Here is a 17,377-nt window from a genome sequence, read left to right as displayed (position 1 = left end):
TCAGTAGCTGCGGGGCATGCCAAGCACATGCTCTGCGATGAAGGACAGGATCAGGTTGGTCGAGATCGGCGCGACCTGATAGAGGCGGGTTTCGCGGAACTTCCGCTCCACATCGTATTCCTCGGCAAAACCGAAGCCGCCATGTGTCTGGATGCAGGCATTCGCCGCCTCGAAGGAGGCATCGGCGGCCAGCATCTTGGCCATGTTGGCCTCGGCGCCGCAGTTCTCTCCGGCCTCGTACTTGCGCACGCCTTCCTGCACCATCAGCTCTGCCGCGCGCATGGCGGCATAGGATTTGGCAATGGGAAACTGGATGCCCTGGTTCTGGCCGATGGCGCGGCCAAAGACGTGGCGGTCCTTGGCATAGTTCACGCCGCGTTCGATGAACCACTTGGCATCGCCCACGCATTCCGAGGCGATCAGCAGGCGTTCGGCATTCATCCCGGTCAGGATATATTTGAAGCCCTTGCCCTCTTCGCCGATCAGCGCGCTGGCCGGGATGCGCATGTCCTTGATGAAGATCTCGGTCGAATTGTGGTTCATCATCGTGCGGATCGGTCGGATTTCCAGCTGATCCTTCGGGATGTCGCGCATGTCGACGATGAAGGTGGAAATGCCGTCGGTCTTCTTCGACACCTCATCCTTCTTAGTCGTCCGCGCCAGCAGGATCATCAGGTCCGAATGTTCGGCGCGGCTGGTCCAGACCTTCTGACCGTTCACGACATATTCGTCCCCGTCCTTCGCCGCGAAGGTGCGGATGGAGGTCGTATCGGTGCCGCTTGTCGGTTCGGTGACGCCGAAGGCTTGAAGGCGCAGGTCCCCGGCGGCGATGCCGGGCAGGTATTTCTGCTTCTGCTCTTCCGATCCGTGGCGCAGGATCGTCCCCATGACATAAAGCTGCGCATGGCAGGCGGCACCGTTGCAGCCCATTTCCTGCACCGTCTGCAGGATCGCGGCGGCGGCGGACAGGCCCAGACCCGTGCCACCATATTCCTCAGGGATCAGAACGGAGAGGTATCCCGCCTTGGTAAGCGCATCCACGAAGTCCGACGGGTATTTCCGTTCGGCATCCAGCTTGCGCCAGTACTCGTCGGGATAATGCGCGCAGAGCTTGCGCACCTCGTCCCGGATCATGTCATAATCGTCGCTCATCTTCTTTCCTGTCGGCTAGGGGGCGGTCAGACCGGGTCCCAAGTAAACACATGCTCGGACCGCTCCAGCGGATAGAACTGCGCGGCCATGGCAGGCAGGGCGTGGTCCAGCACACTCTCGGCAGTCCAGCCGTCGCCGGAATGGACCGAGCGGACGGGGCGCGGTTGGCTCATCAGCATGATCTCGTTGTTGCGCACGCAGAAGATCTGACCGGACGGCGCCCGTTCGTCGCCCGACAGCAGGGAAATCGCCAGCGGTGCGATCTTTTCCGGCACCATCTGCTTGAACTTCTCGACCCGCGCGATCTGCTCCGGCGTGTCGGTCGGGAGAGAGCTGGTCATACGGCTCCAGGCAAAGGGGGCGATGCAGTTCGATTTGACCCCGACCCGTTCCATGTCCAGCGCGATGGATTTCGACAGCGCGGCGATGCCCATCTTGGCGGCCATATAGTTCGCCTGGCCAAAATTGCCGATCAGCGCCGAGGTCGAGGTCATGTGCACAAAAGCGCCCGAGCCCTGGTCCTTGAAATGCGGCGCTGCGGCGCGGCTGACGTTGAAGCTGCCGTAGAGATGGACCTTGAGCACGGAATCAAAGTTCACATGGCTCATCTTGTGGAAGAAACCGTCGCGCAGGATGCCGGCGTTGTTGATTACCCCGTCGATCCGTCCGAAGGCGTCGATCGCGGTCTGCACGATCTTCTGCGCATCGCCCGGGTCGGACACGCTGTGCGTCGAGGCAGCGGCGCGACCGCCGAACGCCTCGATCTCTTTGACCACCTTTTCTGCCGCGCCCAGATCGTCGGATTCGCCCGAGAGGGAGACACCGATGTCGTTGACGACAACTGCCGCGCCTGCCCTGGCGCATTCGAGGGCCAGTGCCCGCCCAATGCCGCCACCGGCGCCCGTTACGATGATAGTTTTGTCCTGAAGCACAAGATTCCTCCCTCGTTCATCTTTTATTAAGCCGGACAGTCGGGATATTCAAGTATGCATTGCGAGGCCGGGTCCTGAATGCGCACAACAATCGTCCATGCCCGGTTCAGCACGCGGCTTCAGATTGATCTACAATAAAAGGGAAAAAGAGATCACAGGGTGTCGAAGGCCGTGTGGCGCGCCACTATCCACTTGATTTTCTCGGCAACGACAGTCAGGCTGAACAAAACCGGACAGCCGGACGTTTTAAATCGGAAAGCGGTCAAGGAGGAGAGGTCATGCCTGAGGAGAATGACAAGTTATGGACCTTCGATAGGTTCGCGCCGGGTCAGGATTTTGGAACGATCGACATCCAGATGGACGAGGGTCGCAGGACAAACTGGGCCCGGGTCTTCGGGCCCTCGACGGGTCGGCTGCCCCGGGGCATGCTCGTGACCGCGATGATGGAGGCCTATATCGCCGCCATTCAGCCCCGGCCCGACGGCAATGTCCACGCCTCGCAGCAACTCTCGTTCCGGCCATCTTCGGCCCAGTGGGGGGATCGCGTCTCGGTCACCGTGTCCTGCGCGGACAAGGAGGTCAGGAAGGGCCGGAACTGGGTCCGTTTTGGCATCACCGCGCGCAGCGGCGGAGAAGTTGTCATGACCGGCACCATCCGTTCGATCTGGGCCGCATGAGGGGGATGACATGACCGACAAACTGACCGAGCAAAGCTTGCAGACCAGCGCCGGGATCACCCGGGCCTATGCCGATCTGTCGAACGATTTCAACCCGCTGCACCTAAATCCGGCCTTCGCCGCCGGTACGCCCTTTGGCGCGCCCATTGCGCATGGCGCGATGGCGCTGGACCTGCTGCTTAACGCGGTCGAGGCGAGCTTCGGTCCGGACCACGCGGCGGAGATCGACATCAGGTTCACCGCGCCGGTCAAGGTCGGTGAACGGATCACGGCGGGCGGCGAGGCCTCGGACAACGGCTATGACGTCTGGGTCCGCAAGGACGACGGCACGGTCGTCCTGTCCGGCGTTCTGACCCTGGACCGGGCGCCATGATCGCCCGCGCCATGCCGCCCTGCGATTTTCCCCTGTTCGTTCCTGCGAACCGGCCGGACCGTTTTGCCAAGGCCCTGGCGGCGTCCCATGATGCGGTCGTCTTCGATCTGGAGGATGCCGTCGCCGCCGATGACAAGGCAGGTGCCCGCGATGCCCTGGCCGATCAGGCGGACCTGCTGCGGGACAGCGGCAAAACCGTCATCCTGCGCATCAACGCCCGGGGAACACCCTGGCATGAGGAGGACCTCATGGCCTGTGCCGCGCTGCCGCTGGCCACGGTCATGCTGCCCAAGAGCGAAAGCGGCGATGACCTGCGTGCCCTTGGTGATGCGGTCCCTTCTGGTGTCACAAGGCTGGCGCTGATCGAAACGGCGGTTGGTCTTGCGAATGTCGCGGCGATTGCCAACGTCGGTGACAGGCTGGTCTTCGGTTCGGTCGATTTCTGCGCGGATCTGGGCTGCCAGCACGACAGGCTGGCGCTGCTGCGGCCCAGGCATGATCTGGTGATCGCCTCCAGGCTCAACGCTCTGCCCGTGCCGATTGACGGTGTCACGGCCGCACTGACCGACGAGGCGGCGGTGCGCGATGACGCGGCGCATGCGGCGATGCTGGGGTTTGGCGGCAAGCTGCTGATCCACCCCCGCCAGATTGCCGCCGCACGTGCGGGCTTTGCCCCGAGCGAGAGCGAAATTGTCTGGGCGCAGAAGGTTCTGGCGGCCTCGGACGGAACGGCGGTGGCGGTTGACGGGGCCATGGTCGATGCGCCGGTCCTGGCGCGCGCCAGGTCCATCCTCGCCAACCGTATCTGATCAAAGGAGTTTCTGGTGACGAGCCTTATCAAGACGCAGGAGGAGGGCGGAGTTCTCCACCTCACATTCAACATACCCGAGAAAAAGAACGCGCTGACCGACGACCTGCGGAGCGCCTTGCGTGACGCCGTGACAGAGGCGCAGACGGATGCGGAGGTCCGTGCGTTGCTGATCTCGGGCGCGGGCGGGGCCTTTTGCTCGGGCGGTGATATTTCGGCCATGACGGGCGATCCGGTTGTTGCGCGGCGGCGGATGCAGATCCTGCACGACGTGGTGAAAATGCTGATCGCCGGAACCAAGCCCGTGGTTGCGGCGGTCACCGGGCCGGCCTTCGGCGCGGGGTTCTCGCTGGCCCTGTGCTGCGATCATGTCGTGGCGGATACCAAGGCGCGGTTTTCGGCCTCTTTCGGGCGTGTCGGCCTGCCACCGGACCTGGCGCTGGCCTTTACCCTGCCGCGTCGGATCGGGGATGCCGGGGCCAGGCGCATCCTGCTGTCGTCCTCCATCGTCGAGGCCGAGGCGGCGGCCCGCCTTGGGATCGTCGATACGCTGGCTTCTCGCGACGACCTGCTGGACCAGGCGCGGCAGATCGCGCGGGACATGGCGGGGTTCACACAAGCGCCAAAGGGTCATGTGAAGCGGCTTTTGACGGCAGCGTCAGGGGATCTGGACGCGCATCTCGAACGGGAAATGGCCTCCTATATCGAGCTGCTGAATTCGCCCGAACATACCGAAGCGCGAGAGGCGTTTCTGGCGAAGTCGGCGCGCTAAACCGTCCGCGCCGACCCCCTGGATATCCGTGGTCGAGGTCCGCCTCAAGGGCAGCGTCAAGGTGTTTGTGTCAGGTGAAGCAGGTAGAAGTCTGGTATGCTGATTCCATCTTCGATGCCGGTCCGGAGGGCTATCGTTTTTCGCGCGCCATCATTGCCTATGGGGCGCGGGCAGCCTGAGCCGGAGACGCCCGAGCGGGAAGCGGCGCTCGACCTGCAGAAGGATTTCATCGAGGATTTATGGGTGGGTGATCGCGGTCTACCGATGATACATGGCCATTAAACCTTGATACGACTAACTGCTTCCACCGATGCATTGGCCAGAAGGGCTATGTCGGATGGACCGGTGACCATATCCCAGCCATTGCTGGCCATTTTCATCGTGTGATCGACGGTCAGGTTGTGAACTGCAGCGAAGCGGCCTGCCTGTTGTACCCTCTGGCGAATGTCGTCCACAGCAGCGATGACCGCAGGATCATTCGGTTCCCCTGTCGGCTGGCCGATCATGGTCAGGCTCAAATCCGCAGGTCCGACGTAGACACCCGAGATACCGTCGACGGCGATGATCTCTGGCAGCGCCGCGAGCGCCTCGCGGGTTTCGATCATCGCCAGGATCAGCAGATTGTCCGAGGCCTCTTTCCAGTAGTCAGCACCAAAAGCCACACGGGCGCGAACCGGACCGAAGCTGCGTTCGCCGCGCGGGGCATAGTGGGCGGCGGCGGCGAGCCTGCGGGCGTCTTCGGCCGAGTTGATCATCGGGCAGATGATCCCCTCGAACCCGTCATCCAATAGCCGAGAGATCATCGCGACGTCGTTCCAGGCCGGGCGCGCAAGAAGCGGCACGCCGAGTCCAAAGGCCGTGCGGGCCAGTGTCCGCGCCTGGGTCAGGTCGATCTGCCCGTGTTGCAGATCGAGCGTCACACAGTCCCAGCCGTGCCCCGCCATCGCCTCAAGCACGGCGGGTTCGGGGGTCATCATCCAGCCGTTGAGCAAGGGGCGATCCTGCGCTCTCGCCTCTGCGACGACGTGCGAAAGTCGTTTGTTCATGACGCCACCGGGTCGAAGCCGAAGAGCTTGGCCGGGTTGTCGACCAGGATCTGTTTGCGCATCGCTTCGTCGGGGGCATAGCGATAGAACAGGTCCAGCAGGTCGGCGTCGTTCGGCGGCTGTTTTTTGGACACCGGATGCGGCCAGTCCGTGGCCCAGACGCAGCGTTCGGGCGCATGTTCGATCAGCGTCCGTGCCAGCGGCACGACGTCGTCATAGGGCGCCCCGGTGAGTGAGACCTTTTCGCCAAGCGACAGCATCACCCAGACATTGCCGCGATCGAGCTGCTTCTTCAGCGCCACGATGTTCTCGTCGTTCACACCTTTGGAGGCATCCGCCCGGCCCATGTGGTCGATCAGGATCGGGATGTCGACATCGGCAAACTTCTCGACATGCTGGGCGATGCCGGTCTGTTCGGGCTGGACCTTCATGTACCAGCCCATGTCGCGCAGCTTGTTGACGGCCGCCTTGAAGTCGTCGTCGCTCAGCACCGCGCCGAGGGCTTCGCGAAAGCTGAAACGCGCGCCGTTGATCCCGGCGTCGTTCAGCTTTTGCAGGTAGGCGTCGTCCTTCTCCGCAAAGACCAGCGCATTGGCGCAGCCCTTGTAATTCGGACCCAGGGCATCGAGCGCATCCAGCACCACCTGATGATCCGCGCCGTAGGTCGTGGTCTGCACGATGACCCCGCGGGAAATGCCCAGTTGGTCATGCATGTGTTTTGCGCGTTCCCAGGTGGCCGAAGGCATGTGATAGGCGGCACCGGGACGGGTCGGATAGGTCGCGGGATCACCCAGGACGTGAAACTGGCTGTCGATCGTGCCGGCGGGCGGCAGGACGTCCGGGCGGCGCGGGTTGGGATGGAACGGGTAATAATCGGGCATGATCTGTCTCCTTACGGCGCCGCGTAGGCGGTCACGTTGCACTGGATGAGCTTTCCGTTGTCGAGGTCGGCCTGCATTGCCTGCCGAACCGGACGGTCATCTGGATCGGGGAACATGGCCTCCCATTCGGCATTGAGCGGGCCGCGCTGCGACCGGTCCAGCAGCAGGACATCCAGTTTCAGGACGTTCTCCGGCCCCATGCCGGCCGCCTCCAGAATCCGCGACAGGTGGACGAACATCAGGCGAGTCTGCTCCTCCAGCCCCTCAGCCGCCTTGCCTGTTGCCGGATCAAGGCCATAGATGATCCCGCTCATCAACAGCCCGTCCACCACGGCCGCCGCCGGGATCGGGTTCTTGTGCGAGAATTCCTTCAGATAGATGCTGCGGCGTTTGCCCATCTTCGCTCCTCCTCAGATGAAATGGCAGGACACGGTGCCAAGCGGCCCGTAGTCAGCGGTGAAGGTGTCGCCCTTGCGCGCGTCGATCGGGCGGATGAAGGACCCGGCCAGGATCACCTGCCCCGCCTTCAGCGAAACGCCCCAGGGGTGCAGGCGATTGGCCAGCCAGGCAATGCCGTTGGCGGGATGGTTCAGCACGCCCGCCGCGACACCGGTTTCCTCGACGATGCCGTTGCGCAGGACGATGGCGCTGGCGCGGCGCAGGTCCGTGTCCAGGGGGCGCACGGTCAGCCCGCCGCAGATGATCGCGCTGTTGGCCGCATTGTCGGCCACGGTGTCGAGCACGCCGCGCCGGCGCCCGCTGGCGGTGTCGAACCGTTCGATCCTTGCGTCCAGCAGTTCCAGCGCGGGGGTGACATAAGCGGTTGCGTCCAGCACGTCGTGCAGGGTGCAGTTCGGTCCGGAGAGGTTTTGGCGCAGGACAAAGGCCAGTTCCGCCTCGATTTTCGGTTCGATCAGCCGTGCGCTGTCGATCTGCGCCGCATCCTCCAGGAACATGTCGTCGGTCAGAAAACCGTAATCCGGTTCGTCGATCCCGACTGCCTGTTGCATCGCCCGCGAGGTCAGGCCGATCTTGTGGCCCCGCACGATCCGGCCCCGCGCAAGCTTCAAGTCAAGCCAGGCGTTCTGGATGGCATAGCTGTCGGCCATCTCCATGTCAGGATAGGTGAGCGACAGCTGCCCGATCTGGGTCATGCTCTGCTCGGCCTTGTCCAGTTGCTGCGCGATGTCGCGGACGGCACCATCTTCAAGCATTGCCCGTCCCCTGATCCGCGACGCCGTTGGCCAAGGTGCCGATGCCCGATACCTCCACCTCGACCACGTCGCCGGGTTTCAGCCAGATCGGCGGATCAAACCGCACGCCCGCCCCCGTCGGTGTGCCGGTGACGATGATGTCGCCGGGCGACAGGGTGGCAAAGCTGCTGAGGTAGGAAATCAGGTAATCGAACGGGAACATCAGGTTCGCAGTCGTGTCTTTCTGCCGGACCTCGCCGTTCACGCGGGTTTCCAGCGACAGTTCGGATTTCGGGTCCAGCTCATCCGTTGTCACGATCCAGGGGCCGATGGCGCCGGAGCGGTCAAAGTTCTTGCCCTGCGTGACGTTGAATTTGCCATGGCGCAGCCAGTCGCGGATCGTACCTTCGTTGCAGATTGTCAGGCCAAAGATATGGTCCAGCGCGGTCTCGCGTGGGATGTCGCGACCGCCCTTGCCGATGACCAGCGCAATCTCCCCTTCGTAATCCAGTTGTTCCGACACGCGGGGCCGCTCCAGCGGAACATCGTGACCAACAAAGGACTGGCGGGAGCGCACGAAGAGCGACGGGTATTTCGGCAGGTCCGACCCGTCCTTGTATTCGGCGTTGCGGTTGCCGTAGTTCACCCCGATGCACCAGATCTTTTCGGGGTTGCCCACGGGGATGGTGAAGGTGACATCGGCTGGATCGAGCGTCGCTTCGCCGGATACGGCCCGCGCCTTGTCCAATGCGTCTGTTTCGATCAGCGCCTGCAGGTTCGCGATGCCGTCGAGGCGACCGTCCAGCGGGAGGATGCCACCCTTTGTGACGATCCCGAATCCGGGGGTTCCATCCTTGGTGTAGCTGGCGAGTTTCATGGCTCAGGCTCCTGTCTGTTTAGGGGTCTGTTTCAGGGTGCGGAGGGTCGTGACCTCTCCGAGTGTGGCGTAGTTCGGGCCGCCGAGACGGCAGATCGGGTCAAGCTCAGCCGTGTCGATCTTGCCGTCCTTCATCAGCCCGTCGCGCAGGTGGATGCGCAGGATCTCTCCGACGATGAAGCGGCTTCGGGTCTCACCGAATTCCAGCACCTGGCGCAGGCGGCATTCCATCGCGACGGGGGCGGCGGCGATCCGGGGCACGTCGATCAGGTCGCTGGGCGCGGTCTCAAGGCCCAGCATGTCGGCCTCGCTGATATCGGCATCGACTTCTTCGGCGCTGTGGTGCAGGGGGTCGAGCAAACGGCGGTCGGCGATGTGAACCACATAAGCTTCACGGGCCAGAATATTTCGGGCGGTGTCCTTGTATTCGGCACCTTTCCGGCCGACGCTGAATCCAAGCATCGGCGGTTTGGGCGAGACGAAGGTAAAGGTGCTGAATGGAGCAAGATTGACGCCGCCTGCGTCGTTCAGGCTGGAGACCCAAGCAATGGGCCGTGGAACGACAATGCCGGTCAGCAGACGGTAACTCTTCTCAGCCGACAAATCCGACGGATTGACGATCATGGCACTCCTCCCTTTGACGACCAGACAAGAACGCGCGGCCCGTATCGGCAAGGTCAAAAGCCAGAAAGGTCCACTATGTGGAAGATTTCGGATTTTTCGGTTGCGTGGAAACGGCTGGTTCTGCGTCCATAGGGACAGCTTCGGAGCGCCGCAGGAGGGCGGCACCGGATCACAAAATGCAAGGGAGGTACTTATGAAGTCCTGGAAGAAAGCACTGGCCGTTGTTCTGGCCGTCCTGCCCGTCACGGGCCTCGCCGCCGATTTTCCGTCCAAGCCGGTCACGCTTGTCGTGCCCTATCCGCCGGGCGGCAACGTCGACACTTCGGCCCGGATCATCGCGCCGAAGATGGAAGAGCTGCTGGGTCAGCCGATCGTGGTCGAAAACCGCGCCGGCGCCGGTGGCATGATCGCGGCGGAATACGTCAAGAATGCCGACGCGGATGGCTACACGCTGTTCATGGCGGCAAACGGCCCGCTGCTATTTGCGCCGATGACGATGAACCGCCCCGACGCCTATGACTGGAAGACCGATTTTGCCCCAGTCGGCAGTGTGTCGATCACCCCGATGGCGCTGACTGTCCGAAAAGACGTGGGCATCACCGATATCGACGAATTGCTGGCAAGTGCAGGTGACAAGAACCTGCTCATGGCATCGCCCGGTGCTGGTACAACCAACCACCTGGCCGCCGAAAAGCTGAAAACCGACAGTGGAAGTGACTTCCGCATCGTACATTACAAAGGGAACGCACCTTCTATTGCGTCGTTGATCGGGGGCGAAACCAAGTTCAGCTTTGACCAGATGTCGGTCATCCTGCCTTATATCAAGGACGGTGACGTCGTACCGCTGGCCGTGACGTCCAGCGAACGCGTGCCCGCGCTGCCGGATGTGCCCACGCTAAAGGAAACCGGCAAGTTCGACTTTGCCGCCGTGACCTTCACCGGTCTGCTCGCGCCGGCGGGCACCCCGCAGGAGGCGATCGACGCCCTTTCGACCGCGCTGACCGAAACGCTGAACGGCGATGACGTCAAAAAGCGGTTCGAAGATCTCGGCTCGCTTGCGTCCCCACAGACTCCGGCCGAGTTCGGCGACTTCCTGACCGAAATCGACGACACCTGGCGTCCGGTTGTGGCAGAGGTGAACGCAAACAAATAAGACAGCGCAGGGGCGGCGCCGGAGGAGGTGCCGCCCCTGCCACCGGGGGAGGCCGACATGAACCACAAGTATTTTGCCATCGGACGCGGTGCCGAATTGATTTTCGGCGTCTTTCTTTTCGGCATCGGTCTGATTGCAGCCATCTACGGCTGGCGCTACGGGCTGGGACAGCTGAACGATATCGGCCCGGGGGCCTTTCCGCTTGGCCTTGGCATCACTTTGATGATTCTAGCCGCCCTGGCCATGAAGGAAGCAGGCGCCGAGGATCCCCTGTCGCGGCGGCTGACGCCCGCCTTCTTCTATCTGCCCGGCATCATTGTCTGGTCGCTTCTGATCGAGGGTGCTGGCCTTCTGATCGCGACCCTCGCGCTGATTGGCCTGTGCTCCTTCGCCGAAGACAAGCTTGATTTCAAAAGGGCCGTTTTGCTTGGCCTGATCCTGACAGCGGTCGGATATCTTGTCTTCATCCTGGGCTTCGGCCTGACCTTCAGCCTGATTGGGGACTGGTTTTGAGCGTACTGCATGACCTCGCACTCGGCTTCCAGATTGCGCTGACCTGGCAGGCCATTCTGATCTGCCTGGCCGGAGTCGTTCTTGGCACCTTTGTCGGCGTTCTGCCGGGCATCGGGGCGCTGGCCGCGATCTCGCTCTGCCTGCCGTTGACCTATTACATGTTGCCGGTGCACGGGCTGATCCTGCTGTCGGGCATCTTCTACGGGGCGCAGTACGGCAGTTCGACCTCGTCTATCCTGCTGAACATTCCCGGCACGCCCGCCGCCGCCGCGACCTGCCTTGACGGCAATCCAATGGCGCGCAAGGGCCGGGCCGGTCAGGCGCTTTTCATCGTCACGCTCAGTTCGTACTTCGGCGGGATGGTGGGGATCCTCCTGCTGGTCGCCTTTGCCGCGCCGCTGGCCCGGTTCGCGCTAACCTTCGGCGCGCCCGAATACTTCGCCGTCATGCTGCTGGGGCTGGTCGCGGCCTCGACCGCATCGCCCGGCTCGTCGGTCAAGGGGCTTGCCATGATGGTGCTGGGCCTGATCTTCGGCATGGTGGGCACCGACGTCACCTCTGGCGCCTACCGCTTCACACTTGGGTATCTTGAGCTGACGGATGGCATCAACCTGGTCGCCATGGCCATGGGCCTTTTCGGGATCGGCGAGGTCCTGTCAAACCTGGCCGCACCCCCCGCCGCCCAGCCCCCGAAGAAAAGCTTCCGCCTGCGCGAGATGCTGCCCACCCGGACCGAGGCGCGCCAGTCCGTGATGCCCGCCGTCCGCGGGTCGCTGATCGGCTCATGGATCGGGGCGCTGCCCGGCACGGGCCCGGCAATCGCCGCCTTTGTCGCCTATGCCACGGAAAAGCGCGTCTCGCGCACGCCCGAGAAATTCGGCACCGGCGCGGTCGAGGGCATCGCCGCCCCCGAAGCCGCCAACAATGCCTCTGTCCAGGCGGCCTTCATTCCGACGCTCTGCATCGGCATTCCCGGTGATGCGGTGATGGCCTTCATGTTGGGGGCGATGATCATCCACGGCATCGTGCCCGGCCCCAACCTGATCACCGAACAGCCCGATATGTTCTGGGGTCTGGTCGCCAGCTTTGCGGTCGGCAACCTGATCCTGGTGCTGCTGACGCTTCCCATGATCGGTGTCTGGGTGAAAATCCTGAACATCCCGCGCCAGATCCTTTACCCGCTGATCATCTTCCTGATCTGCGTCGGTGTCTTCAGCGTGAACAGCAATGTCTTCGACGTCTTCGTCGCGGTGGCCTTCGGCATCCTCGGGTTCGTGATGACGCTTTTCCGGTATCCGGTCGCACCGATCCTGCTGGGATACATCCTCGGCCCGCTGGTCGAGGAGAACTTCCGCCGCACCCTGTTCATCAGCAACGGCGATTTCGGGGCCTTCGTGTCATCTCCGGTCTCGGTGATCTGCCTTGGCCTCGTCGCACTGGCGCTGGTGGTCCCGGTGGTGCTCAAGGCGCGGCGGCGCGGTCTCAGCTCCGCGTCGTAGCCAGCGCGCGCGAGATCTCGTCGGCCGCGGTTCCAAGCAATTCGACAAGCTCGGCCACCCGTGCGCCGCGCTGACGGGAAGAGATGGAGATGGTGCTGATCGCGGCGACGGGCCGCCCCAGCACATCGGTGATCGGAACGGCGATGGCGCTGGTCCCCTTGGCAATGGCGCGGGGCAGGACCGTATGGCCAAGTCGGCGCGCTTCGGAAATACGGTCGTGCAGGGTCTGCATCGGCACGCCATAGGCCCGCAGCCGGTCGACATTCTGGGCCAGCACCTCATCGGCCTGGGTACGGGACACACGCGACAGGATCGCGACGCTGTTCGCGCTGATCCCAAGGGGGCGCCGTGATCCGATCTCAATGGAAAGCACCTGGATTGGAAAGGAGCCAATGCGTCTGTCGGCACAGACCGTGTCTAACCCGCTTCGAACCGAAAGAAAGACCGCATCTCCAATGGCGTCGCTCAGTTTACTGAGTGCTGGCGAGGCCAGTTCCCGGAACCGCCGAAGTTCCGACGAAAGACCAAGAAGGGTCAGCTCCCGCCCCACGTAATACCGCAGGTCCGGCTGCTTTTCGACGATCCCCCGCTCTTGCAGCGTCACCAGGATCCGGTGAACAGTCGGCTTGGTCAGCCCTGTGGTCTCGCAGATGTGCTTGAGCGATGCGCCTGAGGGCGATGACCGTGCAATGGAGTCAAGAATGTCAAAAGCACGGAATACACTCTGGGTGCCGCTCCGTTTCTGTTTTTCTTTATCCTTATCCATTGTTTACCGGCCTACATTTTATGGGCTCAACCCCGCAGTTCTTACTTTGTCGCCGGGAAGCTATACAGTCCCGCCAGATAGAGGTCCGTAATCCCCGCTTCTCTTCGGCCCGCCCTAGCTGCACGATCGGCGTTGCCAAGTTACTTTGATTTGGCCGGGTGCAGCCTGATCCAAGCCGCTTAGGCGCTCATCTCGCAGGCAAAGTCGGTCCAGAGGCCAAGTGCATCAGCCTTACTTGACGATAGGAGTTTGCCGTGAGGCAATAGCGGCGTCGTTTGAAGATGGGATCATCATACCAGACCTCTACCGGCTTCACCTGCCACAAACAACTTGGCAGCGCCCGGGGGTGCACATTTCGACAGCAGGGTTTGGCCTGAGCAGCCCAGTAGGGAAATGTCGGTGCCCAAATTAAGTGGCATGGCGAAAACAATTCTTAAACTTAGAAATCATATGGTCCGCGTGAACCAAGACAACGGCGAAAGCCACAGTCAGCTTTCCAGCGACTGCTTTCGGCGGCATGATCCACGGCTATGCACTGGACGGTCACAGGCTTGGAGGGTTAACGCCATAGTTCCCTTTCGTGTGGCAACTTCGCGACGCGCAAATGATTTGCAGTGCCGACCCGCTATCGCTTGCGAACGTCGACACCAGTCAATTGAAACGGTGCCCATGCGGAGGGGTGGGCAAAGGACCGGCCGACCGCATCTGATCCGGTCGTCATCATCAATGCAGTCATGGCCTGCCGCAATGCTTCGGCTGTCGATATGTCTTCACGCTGCGCGCGGGCAACAGCGTCTGGTGTCAATTGCGATGCCACATCGTCCCGAACCGGCCAATGCGAGACAAGCAGCGACCGCGCACCTGAAAAGAAGAAGGCCCGCGCCAAACCTGACAATCCTTCTGCGTCAGGCGTCTGATCGGCCCCGGCGGCGGTATCACAAGCCGACAGGATCACCCAATCGGCATCCATATCCAGTTGCAAGACTTCGGACGAGGTCAGCAACCCGTCATCAATCCAACCACCTTGGATGGCGGTGTTGGTCAAGGCGCGTTCCTGCGACGGTCCCTTGCAAGATGCGGTGCCGTCGCTTTGATCACGGCCAATGGGTGTAGGGCCGCAGGTCGGAGGGGTAAGGGCCAGCGCGGGCTCTGCCAGACCCTCAAAAGCACCGGCCATCAGGCCATGGGTGGCAAACACGACGACGCGGGCGCGTGACAGCGCGCCGGTCGCCTGCGCCCTGGCCAAACCGGATTCGGATGCCGCGGAGCCCAGCAAGGTTGCATCCGCCGATGCGCCAAAAATGGCGGAAAGGGCGTTGATTTCGCTTCTGGTACCTGGCAGGCGGGACAGTTGTCGAACGTGGGCGGCATCGGCCACGCCATCGCGGAAGAACGTCTCTGCAGATGCGATTTCGACGGGCTCACCGCCCGTGGTCGAGCCATTGAAATCGGGATCGCCCACACCGAAAAACGGCCGATCCGCGCGCCTGTCGGCAGATGCGCTGAAACCACGCAGCACCCGAAGGGACGACACTGCAGGTAAGACGGACAGGGCGCGCCGGGTCCCCAGCCACGACGTGGCGCGCAGTGCTGCCGGATCCGCATCCCCGATTTTGCCGCCGGTGGGTTCTTCGGAGACGAGCGCAGCAAAAGGCAGGCTGAGCAACATACCTTGTGGTGCAAGGATCCATTCCGGTTTGTCGGCTGCGACGTCCTGAATGGCAGGATCGCCCAGAAGCTCGGTGTAAAGCGCATGTGCAAAACTGCGGTCAAAGCCGGAAACATCGGGGGCGCTGTCGTCGCCCGCAATGTTGAAGGATCCGCGGTCGCCAGCAGGCGCCCCCCTGATCTGTGTTGCCCCATTGCTGTCGAGCAAGCCATGCAACCGCTCCAGATCCGTGCGCAACGCGTCTTCGCTGAGGCTGATTGGTGCCCAGGCAAGTTCATCCCGTGTAACTGCCCAGACGTATCCGTGCAGGTTGCCCTTGGGGGGGACCAGAACCAACAAGACCTCGTTTGGGCCCAACAGCGCGTCGGCTTCGGTGCTTCCCTGCAACTCGTCCACTGAAACCGGTTGCTGAACCACCAGATCGAAAAATCGGGGAAATTCGGCTTTCAACTTCTTTTCGACGGCCCGGACCTCGTCAATCGCCGCCTGCCGTTGGGTTTGCAGCGATATGAGTTCGGGGTCGGCGGAGGGGTCAAGACCTGTCTGCTGTCCCAGGTGCCGCGATATGTCGTTGCTGAGGTCCATCGCCGCGCTTTGGCTGGCTTCGTAAGCGGCATAGATGTCCTGCAGTCCGGCCTGCCGCAGGGCGGTTCTGGCCCCCGCGCGTGCCAACGCATAGGCTGCACCCGTCTGGCTTACCTGTGCCGCTTGAAACGCTTCGGTCGCCATTTCCCGCTTTAGTTCGGTATGTGTCAGGGATTTGGACCTGTACAGGTAGTTTTCCGCGGGCCGGGCGTTTTCCGGTGTCGCGCGCCAAGCCGCGTTGGCGAATTCAACGCCGATGTCCCTCGCGTCGTTGATCACACCGCGCCGCGTTGTTTCGTCCAGTGAGGCGGTAAGCGACATCCGTAATTGATGGGCGCTGACGATATCGCTCCAGACTTCGACGGCCTCCAGTTCCTGCCCGTTTGCCGAAAGGGCCTTTGTCAGAGTGTACATCAGGTTCAGTGTTGCCGGTGCCGAAGTCCCGGTACTGGCCTTGTACCGTTCGACACCATTGCGCAATGTCTTGATCAGGGTGGCGTTGGGCGCGTCCGTGTCGATGCTGGCAATGCTCGTGCCGAGGCTCGTCTTGACCACATGGGACTCGTCGCCATGTATCTGTGCCGCGATCTGCATCCCCTCCAGCAAAAGCTGGCTGGCCTCTTCGCCCCGACCGAGCGTGCGCAAGTTGCGGACCAGGGCACCAACGCGATAGAGCGTATCGAGATGCCCGGGGCCCAGAACCTGTTGTGAAAGAGGAACAAGTTCCCGCTGCAGTTCGTAGGCTTCTTCGGTCCGCCCCATGTCCCCGAGTTCGAGGGAATACATGCTCATGAACACCAGAGTGACCTCATGGTCGGGTCCGTGAATTCTGGTGCTGTTCTTGAACCCGCGCTCGTATGACGCCAGCGCCGCCGCCGGGTCCCTGAGCGAAATGCGATACAGATGGCCCAGCTGCCGGAGGGGTTCCAAGGTTTGTTCGCTGTCGGTGCCATAGACGGCGCTGGACCACTCAAGCACGTTTTCCCAAGCCTCTGCGGCGCGCTCGGGCTTGTTGGCGCGGGTCAGATTCTGCGCAAGATACCTTGCGACATTTATCGTGCCCTTGTCGTTGGGGCCCACGGCGTTGAGCCGTGCTGCCAACGCTGCTTCCAGGTGGATCCGGGCCTCGTCCATACGACCGAGCCGCTCAAGCGTATAGGCGTTTTCGATGCGGCGGTTTTCGGTTGCAACGGTCGTCTCACCCAAGACGGCCAGGGACAGTTCTAAAGCCAGTTCCGCTTCTCCAAGGGCGGCCTCATGCCGTTGAAGGTACCGCAGCGCGTAATAGAGCCGCACAATCGCTTCGATTGTATCGCGGTGTTCCGGGCCCAGGGTCTGTTTTCTGATCTCTTTCACTTCTCTAAGGAGCGGCACGGCTTTCTCGTGCTGACGTGCCGTTATCAGATGACTTGCGAGGTTTTCGATCCCCAGCAGCAGGGCTGGATCAGTCGCCGGGAAATGCGTCCGCGCAAGGCGAAGCGCCTCGGATTGGTAGGCCAGGGAACTGTCAGCTTCACCCGCCAGCCAGAGCGCGCGGCTGTTGTGTTCAAGAATTGGCAACACATCTGGCATCCGGTCGCCGAAGCGGCCCCTGAAGGCTGTCAGCGCCTTCTCGAACTTGGTTGCGGCTGCAAGATGGTTGCCTGCCTCTTCGTCCTTCAACCCTTGGGCGATCAACGCGTCTATGTCAGCGCGATCAACTGCCAGGATGGGCTTTGAAGGGTCTGTGTCGGCGGTTCTCGAAGCGGCAGAATTCTGAGAATAGCCAACATTGGGCACCAGTGCGCCGAATGTCGTGACGACGACAAGAACTCGTGCGAACCGGAACATCTGAACCTTGAGATGCATCACCGTGAT

General features: G+C 62.3%; 17 protein-coding genes. 7 read left to right on the top strand and 10 right to left on the bottom strand.

All coding sequences use genetic code 11. The features are described from left to right. Window positions 1-1,152, bottom strand: a complete 1,152-nt coding sequence (locus tag FIU94_RS19530; protein WP_152467483.1) for an acyl-CoA dehydrogenase family protein — start codon at window positions 1,150-1,152, stop codon at window positions 1-3. 26 nt (window positions 1,153-1,178) lie between these two features. After that, window positions 1,179-2,084 carry an SDR family NAD(P)-dependent oxidoreductase gene (locus FIU94_RS19525; RefSeq protein ID WP_152467482.1) on the bottom strand — a complete coding sequence of 302 codons (906 nt, stop codon included), beginning with the start codon at window positions 2,082-2,084 and terminating at the stop codon, window positions 1,179-1,181. 278 nt (window positions 2,085-2,362) lie between these two features. Here FIU94_RS19525 and FIU94_RS19520 point away from each other — a divergent pair, with 278 nt between their 5' ends. The 4 genes from FIU94_RS19520 to FIU94_RS19505 are packed head-to-tail and all read left to right on the top strand — an operon-like array spanning window position 2,363 to window position 4,714. Next, window positions 2,363-2,761, top strand: a complete 399-nt coding sequence (locus FIU94_RS19520; protein WP_152467481.1) for a hypothetical protein — start codon at window positions 2,363-2,365, stop codon at window positions 2,759-2,761. Window positions 2,762-2,771: 10 nt separating this feature from the next. Then, window positions 2,772-3,134, top strand: coding sequence for a MaoC family dehydratase (locus tag FIU94_RS19515; protein WP_152467480.1), 363 nt, complete (start codon window positions 2,772-2,774; stop codon window positions 3,132-3,134). After that, window positions 3,131-3,943 carry a CoA ester lyase gene (locus FIU94_RS19510; RefSeq protein ID WP_254702703.1) on the top strand — a complete coding sequence of 271 codons (813 nt, stop codon included), beginning with the start codon at window positions 3,131-3,133 and terminating at the stop codon, window positions 3,941-3,943. The genes FIU94_RS19515 and FIU94_RS19510 overlap by 4 nt, the downstream gene beginning before the upstream one ends. A 15-nt stretch (window positions 3,944-3,958) precedes the next feature. After that, window positions 3,959-4,714, top strand: a complete 756-nt coding sequence (locus FIU94_RS19505) for an enoyl-CoA hydratase/isomerase family protein (protein ID WP_172975971.1) — start codon at window positions 3,959-3,961, stop codon at window positions 4,712-4,714. A 278-nt stretch (window positions 4,715-4,992) separates the two neighbouring features. Here the strand turns inward: FIU94_RS19505 and FIU94_RS19495 are convergent, their stop codons facing one another. From FIU94_RS19495 to FIU94_RS19470, 6 genes are read right to left on the bottom strand one after another with little or no spacing between them, the layout of a single operon-like run. Next, a complete protein-coding gene (locus tag FIU94_RS19495; protein ID WP_152467477.1) occupies window positions 4,993-5,760 on the bottom strand; it encodes an HpcH/HpaI aldolase/citrate lyase family protein in 768 nt (255 codons plus the stop codon). Then, the gene (locus FIU94_RS19490; protein WP_152467476.1) at window positions 5,757-6,641 is read right to left on the bottom strand and encodes an amidohydrolase; all 885 of its coding nucleotides are present in this window, start codon (window positions 6,639-6,641) and stop codon (window positions 5,757-5,759) included. Before FIU94_RS19490 ends, FIU94_RS19495 begins: the two co-directional genes overlap by 4 nt. A gap of 11 nt (window positions 6,642-6,652) precedes the next feature. Next, entirely contained in the window at window positions 6,653-7,039 is a 387-nt protein-coding gene (locus FIU94_RS19485) for a RidA family protein (RefSeq protein ID WP_152467475.1), read from the bottom strand. A gap of 12 nt (window positions 7,040-7,051) precedes the next feature. Further along, window positions 7,052-7,855 (bottom strand): 2-oxo-hept-4-ene-1,7-dioate hydratase, encoded by an 804-nt coding sequence (hpaH, locus tag FIU94_RS19480; protein WP_152467474.1) that lies wholly within the window; start codon window positions 7,853-7,855, stop codon window positions 7,052-7,054. Then, window positions 7,848-8,711, bottom strand: a complete 864-nt coding sequence (locus tag FIU94_RS19475) for a fumarylacetoacetate hydrolase family protein (RefSeq protein WP_152467473.1) — start codon at window positions 8,709-8,711, stop codon at window positions 7,848-7,850. The genes hpaH and FIU94_RS19475 overlap by 8 nt, the downstream gene beginning before the upstream one ends. Before the next feature lie 3 nt (window positions 8,712-8,714). Further along, window positions 8,715-9,335 carry a flavin reductase family protein gene (locus FIU94_RS19470; RefSeq protein WP_152467472.1) on the bottom strand — a complete coding sequence of 207 codons (621 nt, stop codon included), beginning with the start codon at window positions 9,333-9,335 and terminating at the stop codon, window positions 8,715-8,717. 193 nt (window positions 9,336-9,528) lie between these two features. Between FIU94_RS19470 and FIU94_RS19465 the strand changes: the two genes are divergently transcribed. The 3 genes from FIU94_RS19465 to FIU94_RS19455 are packed head-to-tail and all read left to right on the top strand — an operon-like array spanning window position 9,529 to window position 12,500. Continuing rightward, window positions 9,529-10,488, top strand: a complete 960-nt coding sequence (locus FIU94_RS19465) for a tripartite tricarboxylate transporter substrate binding protein (RefSeq protein ID WP_152467471.1) — start codon at window positions 9,529-9,531, stop codon at window positions 10,486-10,488. A gap of 57 nt (window positions 10,489-10,545) precedes the next feature. Continuing rightward, window positions 10,546-11,001 carry a tripartite tricarboxylate transporter TctB family protein gene (locus FIU94_RS19460; protein ID WP_152467470.1) on the top strand — a complete coding sequence of 152 codons (456 nt, stop codon included), beginning with the start codon at window positions 10,546-10,548 and terminating at the stop codon, window positions 10,999-11,001. Continuing rightward, window positions 10,998-12,500 carry a tripartite tricarboxylate transporter permease gene (locus FIU94_RS19455; RefSeq protein WP_152467469.1) on the top strand — a complete coding sequence of 501 codons (1,503 nt, stop codon included), beginning with the start codon at window positions 10,998-11,000 and terminating at the stop codon, window positions 12,498-12,500. Before FIU94_RS19460 ends, FIU94_RS19455 begins: the two co-directional genes overlap by 4 nt. Here FIU94_RS19455 and FIU94_RS19450 read toward each other — a convergent pair. Together FIU94_RS19450 and FIU94_RS19445 are read right to left on the bottom strand one after the other, a co-directional pair. Further along, complete coding sequence (locus tag FIU94_RS19450; RefSeq protein ID WP_152467468.1) at window positions 12,484-13,266, bottom strand: IclR family transcriptional regulator; 783 nt, start codon at window positions 13,264-13,266, stop codon at window positions 12,484-12,486. The genes FIU94_RS19455 and FIU94_RS19450 overlap by 17 nt on opposite strands. Before the next feature lie 625 nt (window positions 13,267-13,891). Next, the gene (locus FIU94_RS19445; protein WP_254702705.1) at window positions 13,892-17,368 is read right to left on the bottom strand and encodes a CHAT domain-containing tetratricopeptide repeat protein; all 3,477 of its coding nucleotides are present in this window, start codon (window positions 17,366-17,368) and stop codon (window positions 13,892-13,894) included. Window positions 17,369-17,377 lie beyond the last annotated feature (9 nt).

Origin of the sequence: Sulfitobacter sp. THAF37 (assembly GCF_009363555.1) — a bacterium.
GTDB lineage: Bacteria > Pseudomonadota > Alphaproteobacteria > Rhodobacterales > Rhodobacteraceae > Sulfitobacter.
The sequence above is the reverse complement of the archived record's forward strand: the minus strand, read 5'-3'. Positions and strand labels throughout refer to the sequence as shown.

What these genes read in the sequence shown, in the direction of transcription:
- FIU94_RS19530 (WP_152467483.1), bottom strand. Translation starts at nt 1,152, where the DNA reads ATGAGCGACGATTATGACATGATCCGGGACGAGGTGCGCAAGCTCTGC.
- FIU94_RS19520 (WP_152467481.1), top strand. Translation starts at nt 2,363, where the DNA reads ATGCCTGAGGAGAATGACAAGTTATGGACCTTCGATAGGTTCGCGCCG.
- FIU94_RS19515 (WP_152467480.1), top strand. Translation starts at nt 2,772, where the DNA reads ATGACCGACAAACTGACCGAGCAAAGCTTGCAGACCAGCGCCGGGATC.
- FIU94_RS19510 (WP_254702703.1), top strand. Translation starts at nt 3,131, where the DNA reads ATGATCGCCCGCGCCATGCCGCCCTGCGATTTTCCCCTGTTCGTTCCT.
- FIU94_RS19495 (WP_152467477.1), bottom strand. Translation starts at nt 5,760, where the DNA reads ATGAACAAACGACTTTCGCACGTCGTCGCAGAGGCGAGAGCGCAGGAT.
- FIU94_RS19490 (WP_152467476.1), bottom strand. Translation starts at nt 6,641, where the DNA reads ATGCCCGATTATTACCCGTTCCATCCCAACCCGCGCCGCCCGGACGTC.
- FIU94_RS19485 (WP_152467475.1), bottom strand. Translation starts at nt 7,039, where the DNA reads ATGGGCAAACGCCGCAGCATCTATCTGAAGGAATTCTCGCACAAGAAC.
- hpaH (WP_152467474.1), bottom strand. Translation starts at nt 7,855, where the DNA reads ATGCTTGAAGATGGTGCCGTCCGCGACATCGCGCAGCAACTGGACAAG.
- FIU94_RS19475 (WP_152467473.1), bottom strand. Translation starts at nt 8,711, where the DNA reads ATGAAACTCGCCAGCTACACCAAGGATGGAACCCCCGGATTCGGGATC.
- FIU94_RS19470 (WP_152467472.1), bottom strand. Translation starts at nt 9,335, where the DNA reads ATGATCGTCAATCCGTCGGATTTGTCGGCTGAGAAGAGTTACCGTCTG.
- FIU94_RS19465 (WP_152467471.1), top strand. Translation starts at nt 9,529, where the DNA reads ATGAAGTCCTGGAAGAAAGCACTGGCCGTTGTTCTGGCCGTCCTGCCC.
- FIU94_RS19460 (WP_152467470.1), top strand. Translation starts at nt 10,546, where the DNA reads ATGAACCACAAGTATTTTGCCATCGGACGCGGTGCCGAATTGATTTTC.
- FIU94_RS19450 (WP_152467468.1), bottom strand. Translation starts at nt 13,266, where the DNA reads ATGGATAAGGATAAAGAAAAACAGAAACGGAGCGGCACCCAGAGTGTA.
- FIU94_RS19445 (WP_254702705.1), bottom strand. Translation starts at nt 17,368, where the DNA reads ATGCATCTCAAGGTTCAGATGTTCCGGTTCGCACGAGTTCTTGTCGTC.